Here is a 22,208-nt window from a genome sequence, read left to right on the forward strand (position 1 = left end):
TTTTATACTTAAATAAATTTTTGTCGGGGTGGCCCAGCCTGGTACGGCGGTGGACTGCTAATCCACTGATCCCTTGGATCACCCGGGTTCAAATCCCGGCCCCGGCGCTCTATTTATCTTAAGTGATAAAAATGAAGCTTCAAACAAATGAAGGTAAACTTTATCCTGAAGATCCCTTTGATTTTAAACAGTCACTTAATTTTATTGATAAATTTTTTCCATCGAGTCACGACTACGTGATACTTGAAAATCAACTTAAAACTGCAGTACAACTTAAAAATACCGTTGGATTCAAGATAGAATCAACAGGCACTGTGGAAGATCCTGTTTTACACTACCAACTTTTCTCAGAACAGCTTGATAAAAACACCGTGGACAAAGTAATTGATAGAATGACCTTTTTTTTAAGTTTAGATGATGATCTTAAACCTTTTTATAAATTAGCAAGATCTGATGACGTTTTTAAAGAAATATTAGATGATCTCCATGGACTGCATCAAGTTAAATTTTTAACACCATTTGAAGCTGTAGGATGGGCAATTTTAAGCCAACGGATTTCAATGAATGTTTCCAGAAAAATGAAGGAAAAATTAACCGCATATGTTGGAAACAACATTGAATTTGAGGGCCATACTTTCCAAGCATTTCCCTCTCCAGACCAGGTAAAAAATATGGACCTGGATGAGTTGATATCCATTATCAAAAACAAAAGAAAATCAGAGTACCTATTAAATGCTGCAGAAGCTTTCAGTTCGGTAGATGAGAAATTTCTAAGAACTGGTCCATTGGAAGATGTTAAAAACTGGTTAATGGATATTAAAGGTGTAGGCGAATGGTCAGCGCATCTTGAATTAATAAGGGGTCTTGGAAGAATGGAAGATTACACCCAAGACAGGATGCTCCGAGGCTGTGTTGAAAAACATTATGGATCAACAGCATCAAATGAACTGGATGAAATTATAAAAAAATATAAGGAATTTCCAGGCTACTGGGAGTACTACTTGAGATCAGGCTGCTAAAATATATTCTAAAAAAAAGGGATTTTAGATTTGCAATTTCAATTATTGGCTTTTTAACTCCCTAATTGCATTTCCCATTTTCTTTATACCCTCTTCAATTTTAGTGTTGTTGGAATTGGAAAAATTCAACCTAAGAGTATTTTTTTGAGGATCATCAGAATAAAAAGCTTCTCCTGGTACAAACGCCACTTTATCTTCCATGGTCCTTTCAAAAAGTTCCATTGCAGCCATATCTCCTGGAAGGGTGACCCATAGAAACATTCCACCTTCGGGTTGGGTGTACTTCACATCGTCTGGAAAGTGGAGTTTTATCATCTCCACCATGAAATCCCTCTGATCCTTGTACATCTGCCTGATCATGGATAGATGCTCTTCAACATCGTACTTGGTTAGGTAGTGGTGAACAATCATCTGTGAGAAGAAGTTACTGTGAAGGTCTGATGCTTGCTTAGCAGTCACCAGATGATGCATTGTTTCATCTTCAGCCACTATCCAGCCCAGTCTGATACCTGGAGCAACAACCTTTGAAAATGATCCCAGGAGTATGGAGTTATCTGTAAATGTTTTAATTGGAGGCAAATTTTCCCCCATAAATCTAATTTCTCCATAGGGATTATCTTCCACAAGTATGGTTTCATTTTGATTTAAAAGTTTACCAATAATCTTTCGTTTTTCAAGGGAGTAACTTATTCCTGTAGGATTTTGAAAGTTTGGAATGGAATAAAACAACTTTGGACTGTCTTCTTCAATCTGGGATCGAAGAACATCCACATCCACACCATCATTTAAAAGTGGTATGGACTTAAAATTTGGCTCAAACAAACCAAATGCTTGTAGGGCTGCTAGATATGTGGGTTTTTCAACCAGCACAGTATCATCCTTATTTAAAAATACCTTCGCAACAAGATCCAATCCCTGCTGAGAACCGTTGGTTATCAAGATATTTTTAGGATCAACAGAAAGCCCGTTTTTAGAGTACCTCTCTGACACAAGTTTTCTTAAAGGTTCGTAACCTTCTGTTGTACTGTATTGAAGGGCTTCTGCACCGGAATTTTCCAAAATATAACTGGTTGACTCTGCAAATTCCTCCTCGGGAAATGTATCTGGATTTGGCAATCCTCCTGCAAAGGATATGATATCAGGTTCATCAGCAACCTTTAAAATTTCCCTGACAAATGATCTAGGTATTTTTGACATTCTGTTAGCATATAAATTATTCATAAAATTCTCAACTCTAATCTGTTTTAGTTAAATGTATCAGTTTTTAAACGAAGTATGTTTACATTTTTAATCCAACTTCAAAAAAGGATTTATCATCAAAATAAATTGCAAACTCTCAAAGCGGTCAATCCTTTTTGAGGCTACCGTAGCTTCGCACATGTTCCCAACCAGAATGGTATTTATGGTTCGATTGATCGTATATCGATGTATCTGTCCTCTTATAATGTTCTCTATCTTCTCCAATTGGACAAACTTTTATACAGATTCCGCAGGGAGATCTAAATTCACTTCGAAGTTTTTTGCTTCTAGTTGCACATTTTAGTTTATCCATGATTTTCATGCAGTCATCGTCCATGGATTCTATTGCATCAACAGGACAATGATGAACACAACTTTTACAGTGAATACACAGATCTTCAGTTAGGATGGGATCTCCCTCAACTTCAAGGGAACAGAATATGGATGTGAACCTCACCCGAGGACCATATTCACGTGTTAAAAGAACATTATTTTCTCCTAAAGTGCCAAGACCTGCAATATACGCCGCATATTTATGGGAAAAGAAAGCTAGAGGTTTTTCTAGCAACACTTCGATGCTACCATAACCATCCCTTGGAATGCTCACAGATGGATGGCCCATGGAATTTAGGAAACACGAAATTTCATAGGCCTTAGCATCAAGAACGTGGTTTACAGTACTGTAATGTTCATGATAATGAATTGATGGTGCGGTTTCAACAATTGGAAGTTCAACAGGCAATCCAATCACTATCACAGTCTGTGTTCCCGGAAATATGGATTGTGGCCAGAATTCTTCGGGTATCCAGTCTCTAAATTTGTTTGGAGAATCCAGTGGAGGTTTAACCCAACGATCTACAGGTGCAAAACCAAATATTGGAATTCCTAATTCTTTGATCTTATCGATGATTCTCTCATTAATTGGTTTGGATTTCATGATCATGAAAAAAAATATTATTTTAGTTGGATTCTAACCTGTCCATGGCTTCTTCCAACTTGTCATAGGCTGTTGCATAGGATAGACGAACATGATCGGATCCTTGTTCTCCAAATGCTTTACCATTAACCATAACAACACCCTTCTTTAAACCATCTGAAACAAATTTTTCGGGATTATCTACCTTTGGAAATACATAAAATGCTCCTTCAGGTACTGGACAGTCAATTCCCATTCCTGATAATCGTTTAATAATCAAATCTCTACGTTTTTTAAATTCAGATACCATGCTTTTGACACTGTTTTGAGGACCTTCAAGGGCTTCAAGTGCTGCTTTTTGTGCCATTGAACTAGCACAGGCTGCTATGTATTGGTGAACCTTAAGAAGTTCTTCTGCTATGCTATCGTTTGCAGATATGTATCCAATTCTAAAACCCGTCATGGCATAAGTTTTAGAAAAAGCATTGATGGTTATTGCATTTTCTGAGAACTGACCAGCACTGTAATGTTTGGAATCGTATATGATCTTCTCATAAACCTCATCAGAGATTATGTAAATATCATTATCATCTGCAATTTCTGCAATGCCCTTGACATCCTTCTTTTTCATCACACTCCCAATTGGATTGGATGGTGAATTTAGGATAATGGCCTTAGTTTTAGGTGTAATTGATTCAAGCACATCATCACAGGTCATCCTAAGATCATTCTCTTCTTTAATCTTGATTCCCACAGGAACACCATCTGCAAGTTTTGCACATGCGGAGTAGGAAAGAAAACCAGGATCCGGTATTAAAACTTCATCTCCTGGATTTATCAGTGCCTGCATACAGACGTAGACAGCTTCACTGGCCCCAACAGTCACAATAACAGAATCTGCAGAGGAACTTATTCCATTTTCTTTTTCAAGCTTATCAGCTATGGCTTCCCTCAATTCAATAATTCCCATGTTAGATGTGTAATGGGTAAAACCTTCATTCATGGCCTGTGTTGCGGCGTCAATAATATTTTGAGGTGTTTTAAAGTCTGGTTCTCCAAGCCCAAGACTAATTGCATTCTCACCTGCTATTTCAAACATTCTACGAATTTCTGATAGATTTATAGAACTTACGCGTTTCGATGATTCCATGTTAATTACCATATTTATTTATTGTTTAGAGTTATATATATCGAATCTATGTCAGGATTGAAAAGATCTTTAGGCCTCTATGATGTAATCAGTTTGGTGATAGGCACCATAGTTGGAGCAGACATTTACATTGCTGCATCATTTGGTGCAGGACTGTTAGGGCCATTTTCTGTTGTAGCATGGGTAATTGCAGGTTTAATGGCAGTAATAATCGCCTTGTGTTTTGCTGAATGCTCATCAAGAGTACCGCAGGTGGGCGGTCCCTATGCCTATGCTAAACGGGCCTTTGGAGAATTCACAGGATTTTTAGTTGGATGGGCTCTTTTAATTGCTTCATGGAGTGCAATTGCCGTGTTTCCACTGGCTTTTGTTGCTTACTTAGCATTTTTCATACCGAACATGTCTCCAGAACTAGTAATTGTCATTAAAATATTGTTTGTACTGTTTTTAACAGTGGTCAACTACTTCGGTGTGCGCGAAGCAGGAAAACTCAACGATGTTCTAACCATTCTCAAGATAGCACCAATTATCATCTTAACAATTGCAGGAATAATCTTCTTTGTACTGAAGCCATCCCTACTTGTTTCCAACTTCACACCTTTCATCCCACTAGGATTAAACGGACTGGGAAGTGCTATTGTTCTAATATTCTGGGCTTATGTCGGCTTTGAACTGGTCACAGTCCCTTCTGACGAAATTGTCAATCCACAGAGAACCATTCCCATGGCAATTGCAATTGGTATGGCTGTAATAACTGTTTTCTATGTTTTAACCAATTTTGTAATATTGGGCCTGGTTCCTTGGGCTGCATTAGCTTCCTCAACAGCACCATTGGCTCTCGCAGGATACGCCATACTCGGAGCAATTGGTGCAGGATTTTTAACATTGGGTGCGCTGCTGTCAATTTCAGGATCAGATGAGGCTGGAATACTTTCTGCAGCAAGAATTCCATATGCCATGGCAGCAGATGGTTACCTTCCAAGGGCTCTGGCAAAGGTGCATCCTAAATATGAAACTCCCTACGTTGCACTCATAATCCAAAGTACCGTGACACTAATTGCAGCCATATTTGGAACCATAAGTCAACTTATTGTTCTTTCGGTTTTCACACTCCTCTTCTGTTATCTACTGACATGTCTTTCAGTTTTTCCACTCAGAAAAAAGTTCAAGGAAGGAATCAAGTTACCATGGATAGTACCGGTTTTAGGTGTGATTATCAGTATTTACATCATGACTCAATGCGAACTAAACCAAATATTGATTGGAACGGCTCTGATTTTAGTGGGTATTCCAGTGTACGTGTTGTTCGCACCAAAAACAGAAATTACAACTGTTAAAAGAGATTTAAAAGAGGGCGAGGATTATGTTTCCAGAACATTAGAGGCCGATGAGATATTTCTTGCTAAATTTTTAAATCAGGTCAAGGAACTTGTTACTAGAATCAAAGACAGGTGGGGTTAACAGGCACCGCAGTTGTAACATCCAAATTCCTCACACCATGGTGTCATCTTTTTATTTAAAGCCCTTTTATATTCATCCTTGAGAAATTCAGGGTCCATTCCAACATCTATATTTTTCCATGGTAAATCAGAATCAAGACTGTAATTAGGTGATAGATCTGCCCACTTTTTCATGGGCACTGTTTCATAAACAGACTGGTATATGAGTTCTCCAAGTTCCTTCCCTCCCATTGAAAGCACGTACTGAAGCATTGCTTTCCTTGGATTTTCAATCTTAAATGACCTGATCTTTATATTGGAATTCAGGTACTTGGCTTTGGATTTAATAGCTTTGGTATCAAATTTTTCCCACTGAAATGGGGTGTGGGGTTTTGGTATGAAAGGGTTTACACTGAGCTTTATCTGATTTCTTCTACTTCCCAATTTAATCAACTTATCAACGTAACTCACAAGATCTTCCATATCTTCAGTTGTCTCAGTTGGAAGACCTATCATGAAATAGAGTTTCACATTAAGCTCGTGTTTAATGGCTTTTTTAATGGTTGACTCCACAGATTCATCGGTTATAAATTTATTTGCTGCCTTTCTAACTTCCCATGTAGATTCTGGAGCGATTGTAATGGTTTTAAGACCGCTGGCCTTTAAGATTTCCAATAAATTTTCTGTTATGGATTCAATTCTGAGTGAAGGTGTTGTAACCTGCAGTCCCATCTCATGGAGTCCTGCACAAAGTTCTTCAATTTTAGAGTAGTCAGACACTGCAGCACCTATGAGTGCCACTTTTTTAAGGCCTGTTTTTTGACAACCCTCCTCTGCAATTTTTAAGAGTTCCTTTAGGGGCATTTCCCTCCTTGGTCTGAAGATGCAGCCAGCCATACAAAATCTACATCCCCTTGTACATCCACGGGAAACCTCCAAAAGAAACGATCTTCCAAATGCAGGAATGTAATCCTTGTTATCTGTTTCAGGAAATACCTGTCTGAGTGGATGGCATGCATTTTTCAAATCATTAACAGTTACCATTTTCACAGGGTTATCTGCCAGATAAACACCTTGAATATTCAAGAATTCTTCCAAATTTTTCCTTGGATCATCTAACTCAAGGCATTTATCTATGAATTCATCCATCACAGCTTCTGCTTCACCAACAATGAAAAGATCCACGAAATCTGTCATTGGAATTGGATTTGAACTAGCGCAGGGCCCTCCGGCAATCACAAGAGGATCTTGGTCGGTTCTTTCCTGTTTCTTAACTGGTACTCCGCCCTCCTTCAACATCTTTAAGACATTGAAGTAATCCTGTTCATATTGGAGTGAAAAGCTTACAACATCAAAATCCTTTAATGGTGAACCTGTTTCAAGACTTTTTGACATGGGATAAACAACCCTCTCACAGTAAGTGTCCTCCCTGGAATTTAAAAAATCATAAATAATATGAAACCCTAGTGAAGACATTGCACTCCTGTAAAGATTTGGATAGCATGATGCAAATCTCATATCAACATTTCGGAAGTCCTTGATGATTGCGTTGTGTTCAAGCAGCATGATATATACTATTCTCAACTAATGGTAAGTATTTTTAATGCAGACAAATTTAAAATGAAAAAGGATCTTCAACTAAAAAAATGTTTAATAATTAAATTTAGATCAGAGCTAAACCCTGATGAAAAAATCTGCAATATAGATGGTTGTAAAATAGATTTATTAAAAAATAGGGTAATATTAACAGTTTTCACTGCTTCACCAATCAACTTTCTCATGAACTTCACTTTTACGGGGTTTATCCATTTCTTTTCCTTCTGTTGAGCTTAAAAGTATTTGAATAGCATCTAACTTTGCCCTTTCAAGTATGGCATCAAATATTGCACTAACCTTTAAACTGTCTTCAGCTGTCCATTCCATATTCAGTTCTTCGTAAATCTTTTTGAAGTAACCTACGTAATCTTTTAGCGAGGTTTCAAGTTTTTGATGGTTGGATTCATCATATTTTTTAATAATATCAGACAGTTTTAGATCTTTAGCTTTTCCATTATCATCATCAGTAGCCATGATTAATTTCTCCCACACTATTTTTTTTGTCTGATTTTACATATTTCTTTTATCCTATGATCCATATCCAAAATAATTTAGCCAAGGTTATATTAGACAAAAATTAAATGTTTTATCAAACACAATTTAGAGGCAGGAAAGAATTAATTGATCCTGATTTAACCTAACTCTAAATTTTGGTTAATAACATTTTACAATAGTAATGGGTAGCAGATAATGAATGAAAAGTCTTATAAAAAAGTTGCTGTTGGGGGAACCTTCGACAAATTTCACTACGGTCATATGAAACTTCTTGATGTTGCATTTGAAATAGGGGATCATGTTTTAATAGGGGTAACATCCAACGACTTTGCAGGTGTTAAAGGAAGAATTGATCCTTGTAGAGTTCGAATGACCAACCTCAGAACACTCCTTAAAAGCAAACATCAAAACTACGAAATACAGGAACTCAACGATCCCTACGGAACAACAGTTTCCAACGAAACAATAGATGCTATTGTTGTCAGTGACGAAACAGAACCTACAGCATTTAAAATTAATGAAATACGAAGGGAGAAGGGCATGAAAGCTCTTGACATCGTAACAATTCATATGGTGCTTGCAGAAGATGGAAAACCCATATCATCAACAAGGATCAGAAAGGGCGAAATAGACAAAAAAGGCACCATAATAAAATAAAACATAATTAACATTACTGTGAATGAATTCTAAAACATGAGGGAGATGTTCATTTTTGAAGGTGGTTGTGGGATCCAAAAATCCAGTGAAGGTCAATGCTGCAAGAAATGTATTAAAAAGGATCTACAACGATCTGACAGTTCATTCTTTAAATGTGGATTCAGAAATTCCAGATCAACCCTTTGGACTGGATCAAACCATAGAAGGTGCTGTTAACAGGGCAAAAAATGCTTTTTCAGATGAATTTGATCTGAGTGTGGGAATTGAGTCAGGTTTAATTGAGGTACCACAAACATTAACTGGCTACATTGATATACAATGGTGTGCTATCTTCGATGGAAACTTAATAACCATAGGGGCAAGTTCGGGATTTGAATATCCTCCAACTGTGATAAAACGGGTTATGGAGGGTTTTGAAGTTGGTGATGTCATGGACGAAGTCACAGGGGTTGATGATTTGGGACAGAAGAAGGGTGCAGTGAGCCACTTATCCCACGACATGCTAAACAGAACAGAAAACACAGAAGAATGTGTTTTAACAGCTATGATTCCAAGGATGAATGAAAAAGTTTATGGTTTCAAATAGTAATCAAATTAAAAAAAGGTTCTGTGTATGATGATTAAAGATTTTATTTTTAAAAATAAAAAAATAATTATTATTCTTATATTATTGTTTTTAATTGCTTTTGTTATAAGGGCAGAAGCTGTAACTATTGGGGGAGTCAATTCCATAGATAAATCTTATTATGAAGATCAAAATGGATTGCCTTATTTTAGTGAAATAGATTCTTATTATAATTTAAGAATGACGCAGGACTTTTTAAATCATGGTTATTTAGGAGATACAAAGTTAAAGGGAGATAACTGGGACTTACATTCGAATTTCCCACCTGGATCTAGTGCAGAATATCCTCCATTAATCAGTTATTTAACCTCATTTATTTACAAACTTGCCAATCTATTTTTTAATGTGAATTTAGAGACAATTGCTTTTTGGTTAGCACCATTTATTGCATCATTAGCAGTTATTCCTTCCTTTTTCATTGTTAGGCGTATAACAAATGATTATGGGGGGATTGCAGCGGCTTTATTAATTGGTCTTGCCCCTGCTTACTTTTCACACACTTTTGCAGGGTTTTATGATACGGATATGTTTATTGTACTAATCCCGCTTGTAATTGTGTTGTTTTTTTCATTAAGTGTACTTCATAACGAGTCGAGAAAAAAGATAATATTTGCTATTTTGGCTGCAATATTCATGTTTTTATTTGCTTTGTCTTGGGATGGATGGTGGTATATGTTTTATATTATCACTTTTTCAACATTTGTTTATTTAGTTTTAAACAAATTTTTATTAGACTTCAACGAAAAAACTACGGAAAAAAACAGATTAATAAACTGTTTTGATAAGCATCCTGATTTATATGTACTGTTGATATTCTCTATTTTGAGTTTAATATTAATCGGATTATTTATGGGTTTATTTGAATTGTTAAGCTCGTTAATTGACCCAATTAGTGTAAATCAGTTGCAAAATAATTTGCAAGCATCGGGTTATCCGAATATATATTTATCCATTTCTGAACTTCGAATACCTTCACTTACTGATATTGTTGTTGGTGTTGGTGGACTTGTGCCATTTTTTTTCGGAATATTTGGTTTGTTTGGTTTGATATGGAAATTTAAAGTATTAAAAACCACTAAAGAGTATCAAAATCAGGATAATCAAAAAATTAATCGATCTAATGATAATCTGAGTAAAACTAAAAAAATAAACTATTCTGACAAGCAAATAAAGGATTATTTATTTTATCTGTTGTTATTATCAATTTGGATTATTTTAACAGCATTTGCAGTTACAAAGGGTTTTAGATTTATAGAAACTTTTTTAGTGCCAATGGCAATCAGTGCAGGAATTTTTGTAGGTTTCATAGTTAACTTTGTGGACAAACTTTTTTCAAAAAGTTCATATCAATTTGTAATTATGGCTGTGATTATAGCAATTGTGGCATTTGCCCCTTTAGCTAACGATTGTTTAGATTTAAGTGAAATAGTTCCTGGTACTGATGATTCCGTGATGTCTTCGCTACAATGGATCAATAACAACACTTCAAACGACACAATTATCACATCATGGTGGGATTTAGGGCACTTATTTGCTTATGATGCTGACCGCCCAGTAACTGTGGATGGTTCAGCTCAAAATAGTCCACGCTCATATTGGATAGGTAAAGCTTTATTAACGGATAATGAAACCCTTTCTGTAGGAATTTTAAGAATGTTAGCAGCTAATGGGGAATCTACATCACTAATTCTTAATAATTATACTCACAATACAACTCAGAGTGTTGATATCTTAAATAATATTTTGGGACTTAATAAAACACAAGCGATCACAACTTTAACAACTAAATATGGTTTTAATTTGCAACAAGCTCAAAGCATTGTTAACTATACTCATCCCGACGATCCCGTCCCACAAGACTTAATAACTAGTTCCAATATGGTTAATCAATCTGGTTGGTGGTGGACATATTTTGGAAGTTGGAATTTTTCCACAGGGAACGGAACGAAATATCAGTATTACACTTCTAAAATGAACATCACGACTACAAATAATCAGACCATTTTAATGGACAATAACGGCGTTGTTGCCCAGATCAATGGATCGAACATGATGGCAGGAATAGCAAGAAACAATGTTGTAATCAATAATAATAGTGTTTTAAATGAAATATTGGCTGAATTAGAAACTGGTGATGATAAACTTTTAATTGAGCCTCATAAACTCATATTTTCTGTTAACAACAAGACCACAGAGAGGATCGTTTCCAATTCAGGTCAATATTCAATTCTTATTATAAATAATCCTGATAAAACATATACAAGTGTTATAATGAACAAAGAACTTGAAGACTCCATCTTCACTAGATTGTACTTTGAAAACGGATATGGTTTAACGCACTTTAATTATTTATATGGGCAATATGGAGTAAAGGTATGGGGAGTTAATTAGAATATTTTATAAATTGAGATTTATCTGAATAATTTGATATGAACTCATAGGATTATTAGAATAAATATCAGATATTTTAATTAGTAATATTCAAATACATGTCATTATTAGGTTAATAGAAGACATTAAATTAAGATTCTTAAATGAGGACATTCATGGATAATTAAATAATGAATAGCAATGGTTGGGTGTATATTGAAAAGATCAGCTAAATGTTTTAATTACAAAAATAGATTATTCAATTCAATAAAAAAAAATAAAATTTCAATAACATTCCTTATAATGTTAGTTTTATTTGCATCTATCATTACATACCTTAGAATTCTAGTACAAATCGAAATTGGACCAATTTCAGATAGTTTTGATTTTCTTTCAAATGCATTAGTCTATGCGGGACAAGGAATGGGCTATTCTGACCTACTCAGACCGCCGGTCTTTGGATTTTTAATATCATTAATATTTAGGATGGGTTACATTTCAACTAATGTAGTATTTTATATGGATGGCTTTTTGTTTGTATTGGGTGTTATAGGGCTATATTTGTTGCTAAAAATCAGATTTAATAATATTGAAAGTTTTTTTGGAGCATTACTCTACACTACCTTCCCAATTGTAATAACTGTTCTTGGAGTGGGGTTTTCTGATCTTGCTAGTGTGTCATTCACAATTTGGGGATTTTATTTTGTAGTACTTGCAGTAAATAATAATTCTAAATATTTTTATTTGTCTTTTTCTTTGTTTATGGTCGCATTTTTAACTAGATACAATAATGCTCTATTGATATTTCCAATTTTGTTATATCTCGTAATAAATAGGGATAAATTAAATTTTAAACGATTATTCACAGGGCTTGGTGTTTCATTTTTGATAATAATACCTGTTTTAATTTTTTTCTTCCAAAAATATGGAAATATGATTTATCCATTCATTAATTTTGGCTCTTCATCAGTAATTTCATCAACTTCGGCTGAAAGTTTTGCATATAATTCAAATGTCTTTTTTTTCATTCAAAATTTTCCAAGTTTAATTGGTCCCCAAGGAATTTTTATAATGATAATTATAATATTTGGGGTTATTTTGTTGGGTTTGGTTAAACTCATGAAAAGGAACTTGAAACATTTTAATGGAATAAATATCGATATGAATGATAGAGTAAATCAAATCAGATTAATAATCTTATCATTGTTTTTAATTATTTTTTTAGTCACATTTGGAAAGATTTTTTACATGATAACTGAGATCTTATTTTTTAGTATGGCCTTTTTATTGTATGGGCTATTAAGAAATTTGAATATAAAAAGTTTTGATATTCATTTGATGTTTTTCGGATGGTTTATGGCATTTTTCATATTCAATAGTATTTATGTTATTAAAGATCTTCGTTACTTCGTTCTTATGGCTCCTCCTGTTGCTTATTTTATGATACTAGGATTATCTGAAATATCAAATAGAGTACCTATCCAATTTAAAAATCGTAATTTAATATTTCCAATTCTTACGGTGATATTAGTTAGTATTATTCTAATTTCGACAGCCTCACAAATTCCAGAAATCCTTAATTCTAACAACGATAAAGTAAAATTGAATAATGAAATTATACAATCTGGGCAATGGTTTATGAATTATGATCCGAACTATAAAAATCAAAGTATCTACTCTGATTTAGGACCAAACTACAGTTGGTACCTTCAAACAGACGTGAAGTCTGTCCCTGTATTTAAAGATAATCAAACATTTGCCAATGGTGTTAAGAATGAAACCTTCAATCAAGCTGACAGTGAACAATTCAATAATTTTTTAATCACAAACAACGCAGATTATTACATTTGTTTAAGGGAAGGGCTTAATTTAACATCATATACTGTTATAAAACAGATGGGTGAAGTTACAATATACAAAAAAATTACTTAACCATATTTAAACTTGATACTATGAAAATTGGAGTAATAACATCAGCATACCCTGAATATGAAGATGATCCCCATGGAATCTTTGTGCATCGTCTGATGAAAGAAGTAACTAAAAAGGGGCATGAAGTACATGTCCTCGCACCATATACGGGAAAAATGACTAACTTTCAATTAGATGGAGTTTACGTTCAAAAATTCAACTACTTTTACCCTAAAAGGTTTCAGAAATTAGCTGGAAGATCAGGTATGATTGATAATGTTAAGGAAGGGGTTTTTGTTAAATTTCAGTTCTGTTCATTCATAATTTTTAATTTGATAAATTCATACAAAAAACTTAAAGATATGGACATAGTGCATGTTCAGTGGCCCATACCCAATGGTTTGGGTGCATTGTTCCTGAAAAAAATCAGTAAAATTCCTTATATTAATACAATACATGGTGAAGAGGTTTATTTATCAAAGAAATATCATACTGTTTTTTTAATCAAGTTATTGGTTAATAATTCTTCAAAAACAATCACAAATAGTTCGGCAACTTTAAAAACATGTTTAAATGAGGGACTAGACAAAAAAAAATTAGATATCATTCCTTTTGGGGTGGATACATCTTTTTACAAACCATTGAATATTGTTAAAGATAAAAAAATATTTCAAATTTTATCTGTAGGATATTTAATTGAAAGAAAAGGATTTATGTATTTAATAAGTTCCATATCGGAAGTTTCAAAGAAACATGAAAATGTGAGGTTGAAGATCGTTGGATCAGGTCCTCAAGAAAAACAGTTAAAAGATCTTATAACCAAACTTCAGTTAGAAAAATATATTGAAATATTAGGTAACATTCCCAATGATGAACTACTTAAAATGTATAATTCTTCAGATCTTTTTGTTTTACCATCAATAATAGACTCACAAGGTAACACTGAAGGATTAGGGGTTGTTTTAATCGAGGCTATGGCATGTGGATTGCCGGTCATAGGTTCAAATATTGGAGGAATTCCTGATATTATCTCTGATGGAGAAACAGGATTACTTTTCCCCCAAAAGGATGTGGTTGAACTTTCTAAATCAATAATTAAACTTATTGAAAATCGAATTTTAATGGAAAAAATTGCAGATAAAGGATATCAAATGGTAAAAACTAATTTTAGTTGGGAAAAGATTGCAGCACAGTACATTGATTGTTATGAGAAAATTAAAAAGTAACTGATTGAGGAGTATTCATGTCCAAATATTGTCAATTTAATACAAATCCGTACGGTGTACATCAGAATATTATTAGTGTAGTTGGTCAAAATAAAAAAGTTTTAGACGTGGGATGCTCTGAAGGTATTTTAACCAAGAAGATGAAGCAAAACAACTGTGATGTAACTGGTATAGAATTAGATGAAGAAGCATCAAAAATTGCCGAAGAATTTTGCAATGAACTAATAATTGGAGATGTTGAATTTATTCAATTAGATACTAAGTATGAGAAATATTTTGATATTATCCTTTTTGCAGATATCTTAGAACATTTAAAGGAACCTTCTGAAGTTCTGACAAGATTTAAGAAATATCTCAATGATGAAGGCATAATTATAATTTCTGTACCCAACATAGCTAACTGGAGAAAAAGGATTCAATTACTATTTGGAAAATTTGACTATCAAGAATATGGTATTTTAGATAACACTCATATAAAATTTTTCACTGAAAAATCAATAAAAGAAATCATTGATGATGCAGGTTATAAAATAGTCAAGTTTGATTTGACTGTTGGAGATTTAAACAGATTTTCAAGATTTTTTCATTCGGTAGGAATGATCTGGCCTAATTTATTTGCTTTTCAGTTTTTGATTGTTGCGAAGATTAAATGTTAAATGTAAAAACAGATCTAAAAATGTTTTATCAATTAAATTGATTTACAACTATTGAATTAAAGATTGAAATTAGAAAATACCTTAAATACTTAATCTGCATTCCCACTTCATAATTCTTGAATTAATCTTTTCCGACGAAATTATGGTTCAAAGTGATAAAATTGGACATGTACAAATTATTTGTAAAAAGAATAGGATTAATTGGAATAACTAATTTTCTTGTTGCAATGAATACGATTATATTAATCCCAATTTTAACAAAAAATTTCTCTGCCATCGATTATGGTATATGGGTTCAGGTAATTACAACATTTTATTTGGTAACAAGCGTAGCTAACTTAGGTTTTCCTTACACATTGATTAGGTTTGTGTCAGCTGAAAAAGAGAAATCTAAGATCCAAAACACTTTTTATACCATGGCAGTTTTTATACTGATTTTCAGTTTGTTTATCTCAACTCTCATATTTATATTCTCAAATGTAATAGCATCATTGCTGTTCAGTGGACAGGTGTTGATTGTAAAAATACTTTCATTTCTCATATTTTTTGGAACATTAAACAGTTTATTAATAGATTTTTTTGTTGCTAGAAGTAAGATGAAAAGATATTCAATTTTATTGCTTTTTCAGACCTACTTAATGTTAAGTTTAGTTAGTTTTTTTGCTGTTTGCGGTTATGGAATAATTTTGGCAACAGTCGGTTTTTTAATTTCTCAAATAATTTTTTTCATAGTTATGACTATATTGGTATATCAAGAAATTGGATTTAAAATTCCGGAATTTAGCAAAATTAAAGAATATATCAATTTTTCTATCCCTATAATTCCGAATAACGTGTCAACGTGGATAGTTGAATCCAGTGATCGTTATGTTATTGCTATCATGTTAGGAACGACATTTCTTGCATACTACTCTCCAGGTTATACAATAGGAATGGCACTTTTGTTATTTTTCACACCAATATCCATTATTTTATCTTCAATACTCCCAAAATATTATGAAAATGGACAAATGGAAGAGGTAATGATGTTCATAAATTATTCGCTTAAATATTTTTTATTAATAGCAATACCGGCATTATTTATTCTTTCTTTACTTTCAAAACCAATATTGATGATATTAACAACTCCTGAAATAGCGTTAAATGGATATCTTGTGACTCCTTTTGTGGCATTAAGTGCTATTTTATTTGGGATTTATGGAATAATTATGAATTTAATAGTTTTAGAGAAAAAAACAAAAATTGTTGGAAGTATATGGACAATTGCAGCTTTAATTAGTCTTCTAAATATAATATTTGTACCAATTTTTGGAATTTTAGCAGCGGCTGGAATAACTTTATTTTCTTACTCCACAGCATTTTTAATAAGTATTGGATACTCTAAAAAATTTTTCAGATTTTATTTTGATTACACTTTCATATTCAAAAGTATATTTGCGTCAGTCATTATTTCCATATTAATAGTTCTAATTAATCCAATCGGTTTTTATAGCCTTTTAATTATGATTCCATTGTTGATTTTAATTTATTTAATAATAATTTTGTTACTAAAATGTGTAACAAATAAAGAAATTAATTTCATTAAAGAAATTTTTAAGGAATAAATAAAATTAGTATTTGTAAAGAAAGAAATCTTGTAAATTCTTAAATATTCCCTGATTAATAAATAATTATCTCAGCTTATTATTATCTGAATAGTACTCTTAGGGGATAATTATTTAATTATAAATAAGAAATCTTAAAAGATAAAGTGATGGTTTATTAAGATTTACTAATATTTAGAAGCGTATTAATTCAAATAAAAAATTTATAGTGATATTAGGAATCTTTGTATAAAGTTAATGAATGGAATTTGATAATAAATAAGAATTTTTAACAAATAGTTGGGGAATAATCATGGTTACAGTTATAATTACAGGTGTGGCGGGATTTGTGGGGAGTCATTTGGCAGATAAATTTGTTAATAAAGGTTTTCATGTTATTGGGATCGATAATTTTTTAACTGGAAGCATAGAAAACATTTCTTCATTACTTGACAAAGACAATTTTGAATTTATTGAACATGACATAATCAAACCAATTAAATTGGATGAAAAGATAGATATAATCCTCCATTTTGCATGTCCTGCAAGTCCTGAGGATTATTTACAATATCCTTTGGAAACTTTGAGGGTTGATTCTATTGGAACCTACAACACACTTGAAATGAGTAGGGAAAATAATGCGAGATATATATTCGCATCCACATCAGAGATTTATGGAGATCCTCTTGTTAATCCGCAACCTGAAACTTATTGGGGAAATGTGCATTCAACGGGGCTTCGTTCCGTGTATGATGAGTCTAAAAGATTTTCTGAAGCTCTTTCAATGGCTTATTATCGGGAATATTGTTTGGATGTTAGAATAGTAAGAATATTCAATACATATGGGCCTAGAATGAAGCTGAATGATGGCAGGGTAGTTCCGAATTTTATTTCGCAAGCATTGAAAAATGAGGATCTGACGGTTTATGGGGAAGGAACACAGACCCGGAGCTTCTGTTATGTGAAGGATCTTGTTGAAGGAATATTTAAGATTTCCAATACAGATAACTTGAATGGGAATATTATGAACCTTGGAAATCCAGATGAATATAAAATATTAGATTTTGCCAAGATTATAATAAATAAGACTAATTCCAATTCAAAAATAACTTTTAAAGATCTACCTGAAGATGATCCTAAATTAAGATGTCCTGACATATCCAAGGTTCAAAGTTTAATTGAGTGGAAACCCCAAACTTCATTAGATAATGGACTTCAAGAAACAATAAAATTTTTAAAAAGTAAATTAGAGTAAAAATTTAAATTAAGAAATAATTTGTAAATGTAAATATCTGTAAATTATAATCTAATTTATGCAGAATCTATAACCTAGTAGGAAAGACAGGACGTCAGAAAATGGAAAAAAAGTATGATTTAACAGTGGCGTATAGAATATATCCAAAAATATCATGTACACCTGCGATTTATGGTGATGATAAATATAAATTATCTGAATTTTGTTTAAAATCATTTAAAGAATCTTTGGGAAATCTTAAAGTAAAAATGATTGTTCTATTAGATGGTTGCCCCCCAAAATATAGGGAACTTTTTTTAAAATATTTTGATGAAAGTGACATAGATTTTTTTGAATTAGATAAAATAGGAAACCTTCCCACGTTTAGCTTACAAATAAATTTGCTTCTAAAACAAAATTATTCTGAAATCATATATTTTGCTGAAGATGATTACTATTACCATCCAAACCAGTTTTTTGAAATGATTGATTTTTTTAATAAAAATGATGATGTTGATTTTATTACACCTTATGATCATTCAGATTACTACAACAGGAATATACATAATATTAAAAGATATGAAAGGATGTATAATGGACGTCAATGGAAAACAGCGAGCTCTACTTGTTTAACATTTTTGACATCCAAAAAAATACTAGATGAAACTCAAAATATATTTTTAACCTATCAAAAGGGAAACACTGATTTAGGTTTGTGGTTAAGCTTAACTAAGTCTAGTTTAGATCCAAAAATCATAATAAAGTCATTAAATATTTATACCATTAAAAGTTTGTATAAAACATTCGTTCTGACTCAAGATCAAATTCATAATGGTAAAACTTGGAAATTATGGTTTCCCATCCCTACAATAGCTACTCATTTGGAAAAAGAATTTATTTCACCCACAATAAATTGGGAAAACATTGTCAGCAAGGAACTTAATAAATGAATACCAAATAAATCCAAATATTTTTTTCTAAATTTTTTTGTTCTTTTTATCTTGCGGGGGTTGCATAAACTGTACTAATGGTCATTAAACCAACATTTTGCTTAACAAATTTTTTAATATTTAGCTAACCCCATTCCTGTGTGTTATTTCTTCATTAATCCTTAAGCGCTTAAATAATTCCATCATTTAAGATGATAAATCCTAACTTAACACCTAACTGAATTACATTAAACTTAAGGAATATTTACTCAATAGACTTAATACGGCTTCGATAATCATATTAATATAATGTGTTTTAATACAAAATTTAAAATTATATATACTAAAAAATAGTTTAAAGGAAATGAAATAAACAACCAATAGATTTCTAGAAATTCTCTTAACTTCCTGAAATATTTAATAAATTTCTAAAAAATTCCATCGAATAAACCTCGATAGTAGGTGATGAATAGGTTTTTGTTAGTATGGTATATGCTGAGAAGTATTGGCAGTGTTATGGCCATAAAAATTTGTAGAATAATAAATATTAAAAAATCTCCTGGTTTGGCCCATTTTTTCATGAATATCCATCTGTTACGGGTTATATAATACAAACCCACTTCATTTGAAATACCACCGCCTGATCTTGAGACTTTGTGCCATATTTTGGATTTAGGAATGTAAATATTTTCATAACCCTTTAATGCTGCTCTCAATTCCAGATCGGTCTCTTCAAAATATAAGAAATATTTTTCATCGAGCAGACCTACATCCTCTAACAACTCTTTTTTAATTAGTAAGGCAGCACCGCTAATATAGTCGAAATGATTTTTTATTTGATATTGGCCATGGTCATGTTCTTGGTTACCTATATGCAGTCCCCTAGCAAATTTCCAGTCAATTTTACCTCCAACACACCATATGGTCTCTGGTTTATCATAGTAATATATTTTTGAACCTAAAAATCCTATTTTTTTATTATTCTCACCCTCTTTGACCAGTGAATCTAAAAAATATTTGTCTACTACTGTATCGTTATTTAAAAGTAGTACATATTTTGATTCTAGGTTTTCCAGGGCATATTTCATTCCGATATTGTTACCTTCTGCAAAACCATCATTTTTATGGTTTATTATTAATGTTAACTGTTTATTTGGATTTTTATCAACATTCCCATTTTTGTTTAGAATTTGATAATCTATAGGTTTATTAAGAGAAGAATAATCAAAAAAGTCTGATTCTACGTTTATTTTACCCTGAGCGTATTCTACTATTTTTTGTACTGAATCGTCTGTAGAATTGTTGTCTACCAGCACTACTGTATAGTTACGATAATTTATTTGGAAAACTGATTCTAAACATTCTATTGTATCTTTCCAGCCGTTCCAGTTTAAAATGACTATAGCAACTCTGGGAGAATTCATAGAATCACTGATTATTTTAATCTTTTCCTTAACAACTTATTTTCCTTTTGTACAATAAAGATCTCTCGTTTAAGGAGACTTATCTGGGTTGCTATAAACCCAAAAATTAGTATTTGAATTCCGGATATGATCATAAGAACCATGAAAATCATCAAGGGGCGGGTTGGATCCAGGGTTCCTAAAAAATACTGATAAAACAAGTAAATCCCACTTATGATTCCAATTAGGAGCATAAATAATCCTATTACTCCAAACAGTATCATTGGTTTTTCATAAAAAGAAAAAAGTACATGCGATATTGTTTTGGATTTGATTTTAATTTTAGATTCTCCCAGTTCACGACCTTCAAGAACAACGGGAACCTCTTTAATCTTGAAACCAGTTGCTATTGCTTTGGACAATATTTCCAGATTTATTTTAGTACCATTGGATTCTATTTCCATTGATTCCAAAACTTCTCGTCTGTAAGCTCTTAAAACACCAGTAACGGTGTTAAGGTTTTCTGTCATAGAGTAACCAATGAATTTGTTTGCAACCTTACTTATGAACAATCTATTAAATGGAACATTTTTAACGTCTCCCCCTTCCATGTATTGTGAACCTACTACAATATCTATGGATATATCGTTTTCAAGTTCTGATACTAAAACTGGTATGTTTAATGCTCTGTAACTTAAATCGGCGTCGATAGTTATAATAATGTCTCCATCAGATTCTTCAAAACCTGTTCTTATAGCTTTTCCCATGCCATAGTTTGTTTTATGTTTCAAAACGATTATGTGACTGTTTTTTGCTCTAAATTCATTTAAGAGAGAAAAGGTTTTATCTGTACTCCCATCATCCACAGCTATAATTTCAAAATCAGAGTAATCATTCAGGGCATTGTTGATTTCAGATAAGGTTCTTTGAACGTTTAACTCTTCATTAAACATGGGGACAATTACAGATATTTTCATATTAATGAATCAGAGGGCTTTATATTTATCTTTTTCCACAAAATTGGATAATCACAATTTAACTATTTATTATTGAATCAAAAGGAATATTGGAAGGGACTATCTTGTTTTATTCAATTTTTTGAGATGTTTTGGAAGAGGTTTTATTCGCGCAGGTGCACCTATCGCAAGAAAATATTCTGGAACATCGATGGTTACAATAGCACCAGCAGCTACCATTGCCCCCTTTCCAATTTCAATATCAGACAAAAAAGTAGAATTTGAACCTATGGATGCTCCTGTTCTAATAACTGGACCTTTAAGATCGTAATCAATCCTGAGAGGGTATTTGTCGTTTGTAAAACATGCACACGGCCCAATAAAAACATTATCTTCAATTAAACTATTTTTTGGAATATAAACACTTGATTGAATGTTAACATCGTTCCCGATGGATGTGTATCCCTCAACAATGGAATTTGTTCCTATTAATACATTATCTCCAATATATGTCTTTTCTCTAACAACTACTCCATGTCCTGTTGTAAAATTATCTCCAATATTGACATCATTGTAAATAACAGTGTTAGAGCGAATAAATGAATTTTTTCCTATTACTGGTAGTTCAGATTTGGATTTGTATTCAACACCTAATATGATATTTTTGTTATTATTCCCCTTTTCAACTATTTCGTCTTGATGGTTCAATAACAAATTTCTGAATTTAACCAAATTATCAACCCACTACCCTTTTTCCAAAAATTTTATGGATATTTTAAAAAACTAATTTATTTTTTTTATGTG

The 22,208-nt window shown here is 32.5% G+C and carries 19 protein-coding genes and 1 tRNA gene; 12 read left to right on the forward strand and 8 right to left on the reverse strand.

The window, feature by feature from the left end; genetic code table 11:
* The first annotated feature begins 22 nt into the window (after positions 1–22).
* Positions 23–107, forward strand: a tRNA-Ser gene (locus tag METBO_RS03610).
* 24 nt (positions 108–131) lie between these two features.
* Entirely contained in the window at positions 132–1,019 is an 888-nt protein-coding gene (locus METBO_RS03615; protein WP_013644312.1) for a DNA-3-methyladenine glycosylase family protein, read from the forward strand.
* Between the two features lie 42 nt (positions 1,020–1,061).
* Here the strand turns inward: METBO_RS03615 and METBO_RS03620 are convergent, their stop codons facing one another.
* The 3 genes from METBO_RS03620 to METBO_RS03630 all read right to left on the reverse strand — a co-directional run bounded on the left by METBO_RS03620 (position 1,062) and on the right by METBO_RS03630 (position 4,324).
* Positions 1,062–2,240, reverse strand: a complete 1,179-nt coding sequence (locus tag METBO_RS03620) for an aminotransferase-like domain-containing protein (RefSeq protein ID WP_013644313.1) — start codon at positions 2,238–2,240, stop codon at positions 1,062–1,064.
* Between the two features lie 124 nt (positions 2,241–2,364).
* Positions 2,365–3,195, reverse strand: coding sequence for a 4Fe-4S binding protein (locus tag METBO_RS03625; protein WP_013644314.1), 831 nt, complete (start codon positions 3,193–3,195; stop codon positions 2,365–2,367).
* A gap of 22 nt (positions 3,196–3,217) precedes the next feature.
* Positions 3,218–4,324, reverse strand: coding sequence for a pyridoxal phosphate-dependent aminotransferase (locus METBO_RS03630; RefSeq protein WP_048186339.1), 1,107 nt, complete (start codon positions 4,322–4,324; stop codon positions 3,218–3,220).
* A gap of 48 nt (positions 4,325–4,372) precedes the next feature.
* Between METBO_RS03630 and METBO_RS03635 the strand changes: the two genes are divergently transcribed.
* Positions 4,373–5,785, forward strand: a complete 1,413-nt coding sequence (locus METBO_RS03635) for an amino acid permease (protein ID WP_013644316.1) — start codon at positions 4,373–4,375, stop codon at positions 5,783–5,785.
* On the opposite strand, the gene METBO_RS03640 is transcribed toward METBO_RS03635, so the two are convergent.
* Both METBO_RS03640 and METBO_RS03645 read right to left on the reverse strand, forming a co-directional pair.
* Positions 5,782–7,329 (reverse strand): radical SAM protein, encoded by a 1,548-nt coding sequence (locus tag METBO_RS03640; protein WP_013644317.1) that lies wholly within the window; start codon positions 7,327–7,329, stop codon positions 5,782–5,784. The two genes, METBO_RS03635 and METBO_RS03640, sit on opposite strands and share 4 nt — an antisense overlap.
* 195 nt (positions 7,330–7,524) lie before the next feature.
* Positions 7,525–7,833: a hypothetical protein gene (locus METBO_RS03645; RefSeq protein WP_013644318.1), complete on the reverse strand. Its 309-nt coding sequence runs from the start codon at positions 7,831–7,833 to the stop codon at positions 7,525–7,527.
* A 216-nt stretch (positions 7,834–8,049) separates the two neighbouring features.
* Here METBO_RS03645 and METBO_RS03650 point away from each other — a divergent pair, with 216 nt between their 5' ends.
* The 9 genes from METBO_RS03650 to METBO_RS03690 all read left to right on the forward strand — a co-directional run bounded on the left by METBO_RS03650 (position 8,050) and on the right by METBO_RS03690 (position 19,066).
* Entirely contained in the window at positions 8,050–8,511 is a 462-nt protein-coding gene (locus tag METBO_RS03650; RefSeq protein WP_013644319.1) for a phosphopantetheine adenylyltransferase, read from the forward strand.
* A 61-nt stretch (positions 8,512–8,572) separates the two neighbouring features.
* Positions 8,573–9,097, forward strand: a complete 525-nt coding sequence (yjjX, locus tag METBO_RS03655; protein WP_227717254.1) for an inosine/xanthosine triphosphatase — start codon at positions 8,573–8,575, stop codon at positions 9,095–9,097.
* A gap of 27 nt (positions 9,098–9,124) precedes the next feature.
* Positions 9,125–11,527 (forward strand): STT3 domain-containing protein, encoded by a 2,403-nt coding sequence (locus METBO_RS03660; RefSeq protein WP_013644321.1) that lies wholly within the window; start codon positions 9,125–9,127, stop codon positions 11,525–11,527.
* 195 nt (positions 11,528–11,722) lie between these two features.
* Positions 11,723–13,438, forward strand: a complete 1,716-nt coding sequence (locus METBO_RS03665; RefSeq protein WP_158304883.1) for a glycosyltransferase family 39 protein — start codon at positions 11,723–11,725, stop codon at positions 13,436–13,438.
* 20 nt (positions 13,439–13,458) lie between these two features.
* On the forward strand, positions 13,459–14,643 hold the full coding sequence (locus tag METBO_RS03670; RefSeq protein WP_013644323.1) for a glycosyltransferase family 4 protein: 1,185 nt from the start codon (positions 13,459–13,461) through the stop codon (positions 14,641–14,643).
* 17 nt (positions 14,644–14,660) lie between these two features.
* Positions 14,661–15,299 (forward strand): class I SAM-dependent methyltransferase, encoded by a 639-nt coding sequence (locus METBO_RS03675; protein WP_013644324.1) that lies wholly within the window; start codon positions 14,661–14,663, stop codon positions 15,297–15,299.
* 167 nt (positions 15,300–15,466) lie between these two features.
* Positions 15,467–16,903 (forward strand): oligosaccharide flippase family protein, encoded by a 1,437-nt coding sequence (locus METBO_RS03680; protein ID WP_013644325.1) that lies wholly within the window; start codon positions 15,467–15,469, stop codon positions 16,901–16,903.
* Positions 16,904–17,195: 292 nt separating this feature from the next.
* Positions 17,196–18,137, forward strand: coding sequence for a UDP-glucuronic acid decarboxylase family protein (locus METBO_RS03685; RefSeq protein ID WP_013644326.1), 942 nt, complete (start codon positions 17,196–17,198; stop codon positions 18,135–18,137).
* A gap of 101 nt (positions 18,138–18,238) precedes the next feature.
* Positions 18,239–19,066, forward strand: coding sequence for a glycosyltransferase family A protein (locus tag METBO_RS03690; RefSeq protein WP_013644327.1), 828 nt, complete (start codon positions 18,239–18,241; stop codon positions 19,064–19,066).
* Between the two features lie 407 nt (positions 19,067–19,473).
* Here the strand turns inward: METBO_RS03690 and METBO_RS03695 are convergent, their stop codons facing one another.
* The 3 genes from METBO_RS03695 to METBO_RS03705 form a co-directional block, all read right to left on the reverse strand.
* Entirely contained in the window at positions 19,474–20,469 is a 996-nt protein-coding gene (locus tag METBO_RS03695; protein WP_013644328.1) for a glycosyltransferase family 2 protein, read from the reverse strand.
* A gap of 11 nt (positions 20,470–20,480) precedes the next feature.
* Positions 20,481–21,425 carry a glycosyltransferase family 2 protein gene (locus METBO_RS03700; RefSeq protein WP_013644329.1) on the reverse strand — a complete coding sequence of 315 codons (945 nt, stop codon included), beginning with the start codon at positions 21,423–21,425 and terminating at the stop codon, positions 20,481–20,483.
* A gap of 99 nt (positions 21,426–21,524) precedes the next feature.
* The gene (locus METBO_RS03705; protein ID WP_013644330.1) at positions 21,525–22,136 is read right to left on the reverse strand and encodes an acyltransferase; all 612 of its coding nucleotides are present in this window, start codon (positions 22,134–22,136) and stop codon (positions 21,525–21,527) included.
* Positions 22,137–22,208 lie beyond the last annotated feature (72 nt).

Origin of the sequence: Methanobacterium lacus (assembly GCF_000191585.1) — an archaeon.
Lineage (GTDB): Archaea > Methanobacteriota > Methanobacteria > Methanobacteriales > Methanobacteriaceae > Methanobacterium_B > Methanobacterium_B lacus.

Bases quoted from the DNA above. Each gene is read 5' to 3' on its own strand.
- METBO_RS03615 (WP_013644312.1), top strand. From the start codon at position 132: ATGAAGCTTCAAACAAATGAAGGTAAACTTTATCCTGAAGATCCCTTT.
- METBO_RS03620 (WP_013644313.1), bottom strand. From the start codon at position 2,240: ATGAATAATTTATATGCTAACAGAATGTCAAAAATACCTAGATCATTT.
- METBO_RS03625 (WP_013644314.1), bottom strand. From the start codon at position 3,195: ATGAAATCCAAACCAATTAATGAGAGAATCATCGATAAGATCAAAGAA.
- METBO_RS03630 (WP_048186339.1), bottom strand. From the start codon at position 4,324: ATGGAATCATCGAAACGCGTAAGTTCTATAAATCTATCAGAAATTCGT.
- METBO_RS03635 (WP_013644316.1), top strand. From the start codon at position 4,373: ATGTCAGGATTGAAAAGATCTTTAGGCCTCTATGATGTAATCAGTTTG.
- METBO_RS03640 (WP_013644317.1), bottom strand. From the start codon at position 7,329: ATGCTGCTTGAACACAACGCAATCATCAAGGACTTCCGAAATGTTGAT.
- METBO_RS03645 (WP_013644318.1), bottom strand. From the start codon at position 7,833: ATGGCTACTGATGATGATAATGGAAAAGCTAAAGATCTAAAACTGTCT.
- METBO_RS03650 (WP_013644319.1), top strand. From the start codon at position 8,050: ATGAATGAAAAGTCTTATAAAAAAGTTGCTGTTGGGGGAACCTTCGAC.
- METBO_RS03660 (WP_013644321.1), top strand. From the start codon at position 9,125: ATGATGATTAAAGATTTTATTTTTAAAAATAAAAAAATAATTATTATT.
- METBO_RS03670 (WP_013644323.1), top strand. From the start codon at position 13,459: ATGAAAATTGGAGTAATAACATCAGCATACCCTGAATATGAAGATGAT.
- METBO_RS03675 (WP_013644324.1), top strand. From the start codon at position 14,661: ATGTCCAAATATTGTCAATTTAATACAAATCCGTACGGTGTACATCAG.
- METBO_RS03680 (WP_013644325.1), top strand. From the start codon at position 15,467: ATGTACAAATTATTTGTAAAAAGAATAGGATTAATTGGAATAACTAAT.
- METBO_RS03685 (WP_013644326.1), top strand. From the start codon at position 17,196: ATGGTTACAGTTATAATTACAGGTGTGGCGGGATTTGTGGGGAGTCAT.
- METBO_RS03690 (WP_013644327.1), top strand. From the start codon at position 18,239: ATGGAAAAAAAGTATGATTTAACAGTGGCGTATAGAATATATCCAAAA.
- METBO_RS03695 (WP_013644328.1), bottom strand. From the start codon at position 20,469: ATGAATTCTCCCAGAGTTGCTATAGTCATTTTAAACTGGAACGGCTGG.
- METBO_RS03700 (WP_013644329.1), bottom strand. From the start codon at position 21,425: ATGAAAATATCTGTAATTGTCCCCATGTTTAATGAAGAGTTAAACGTT.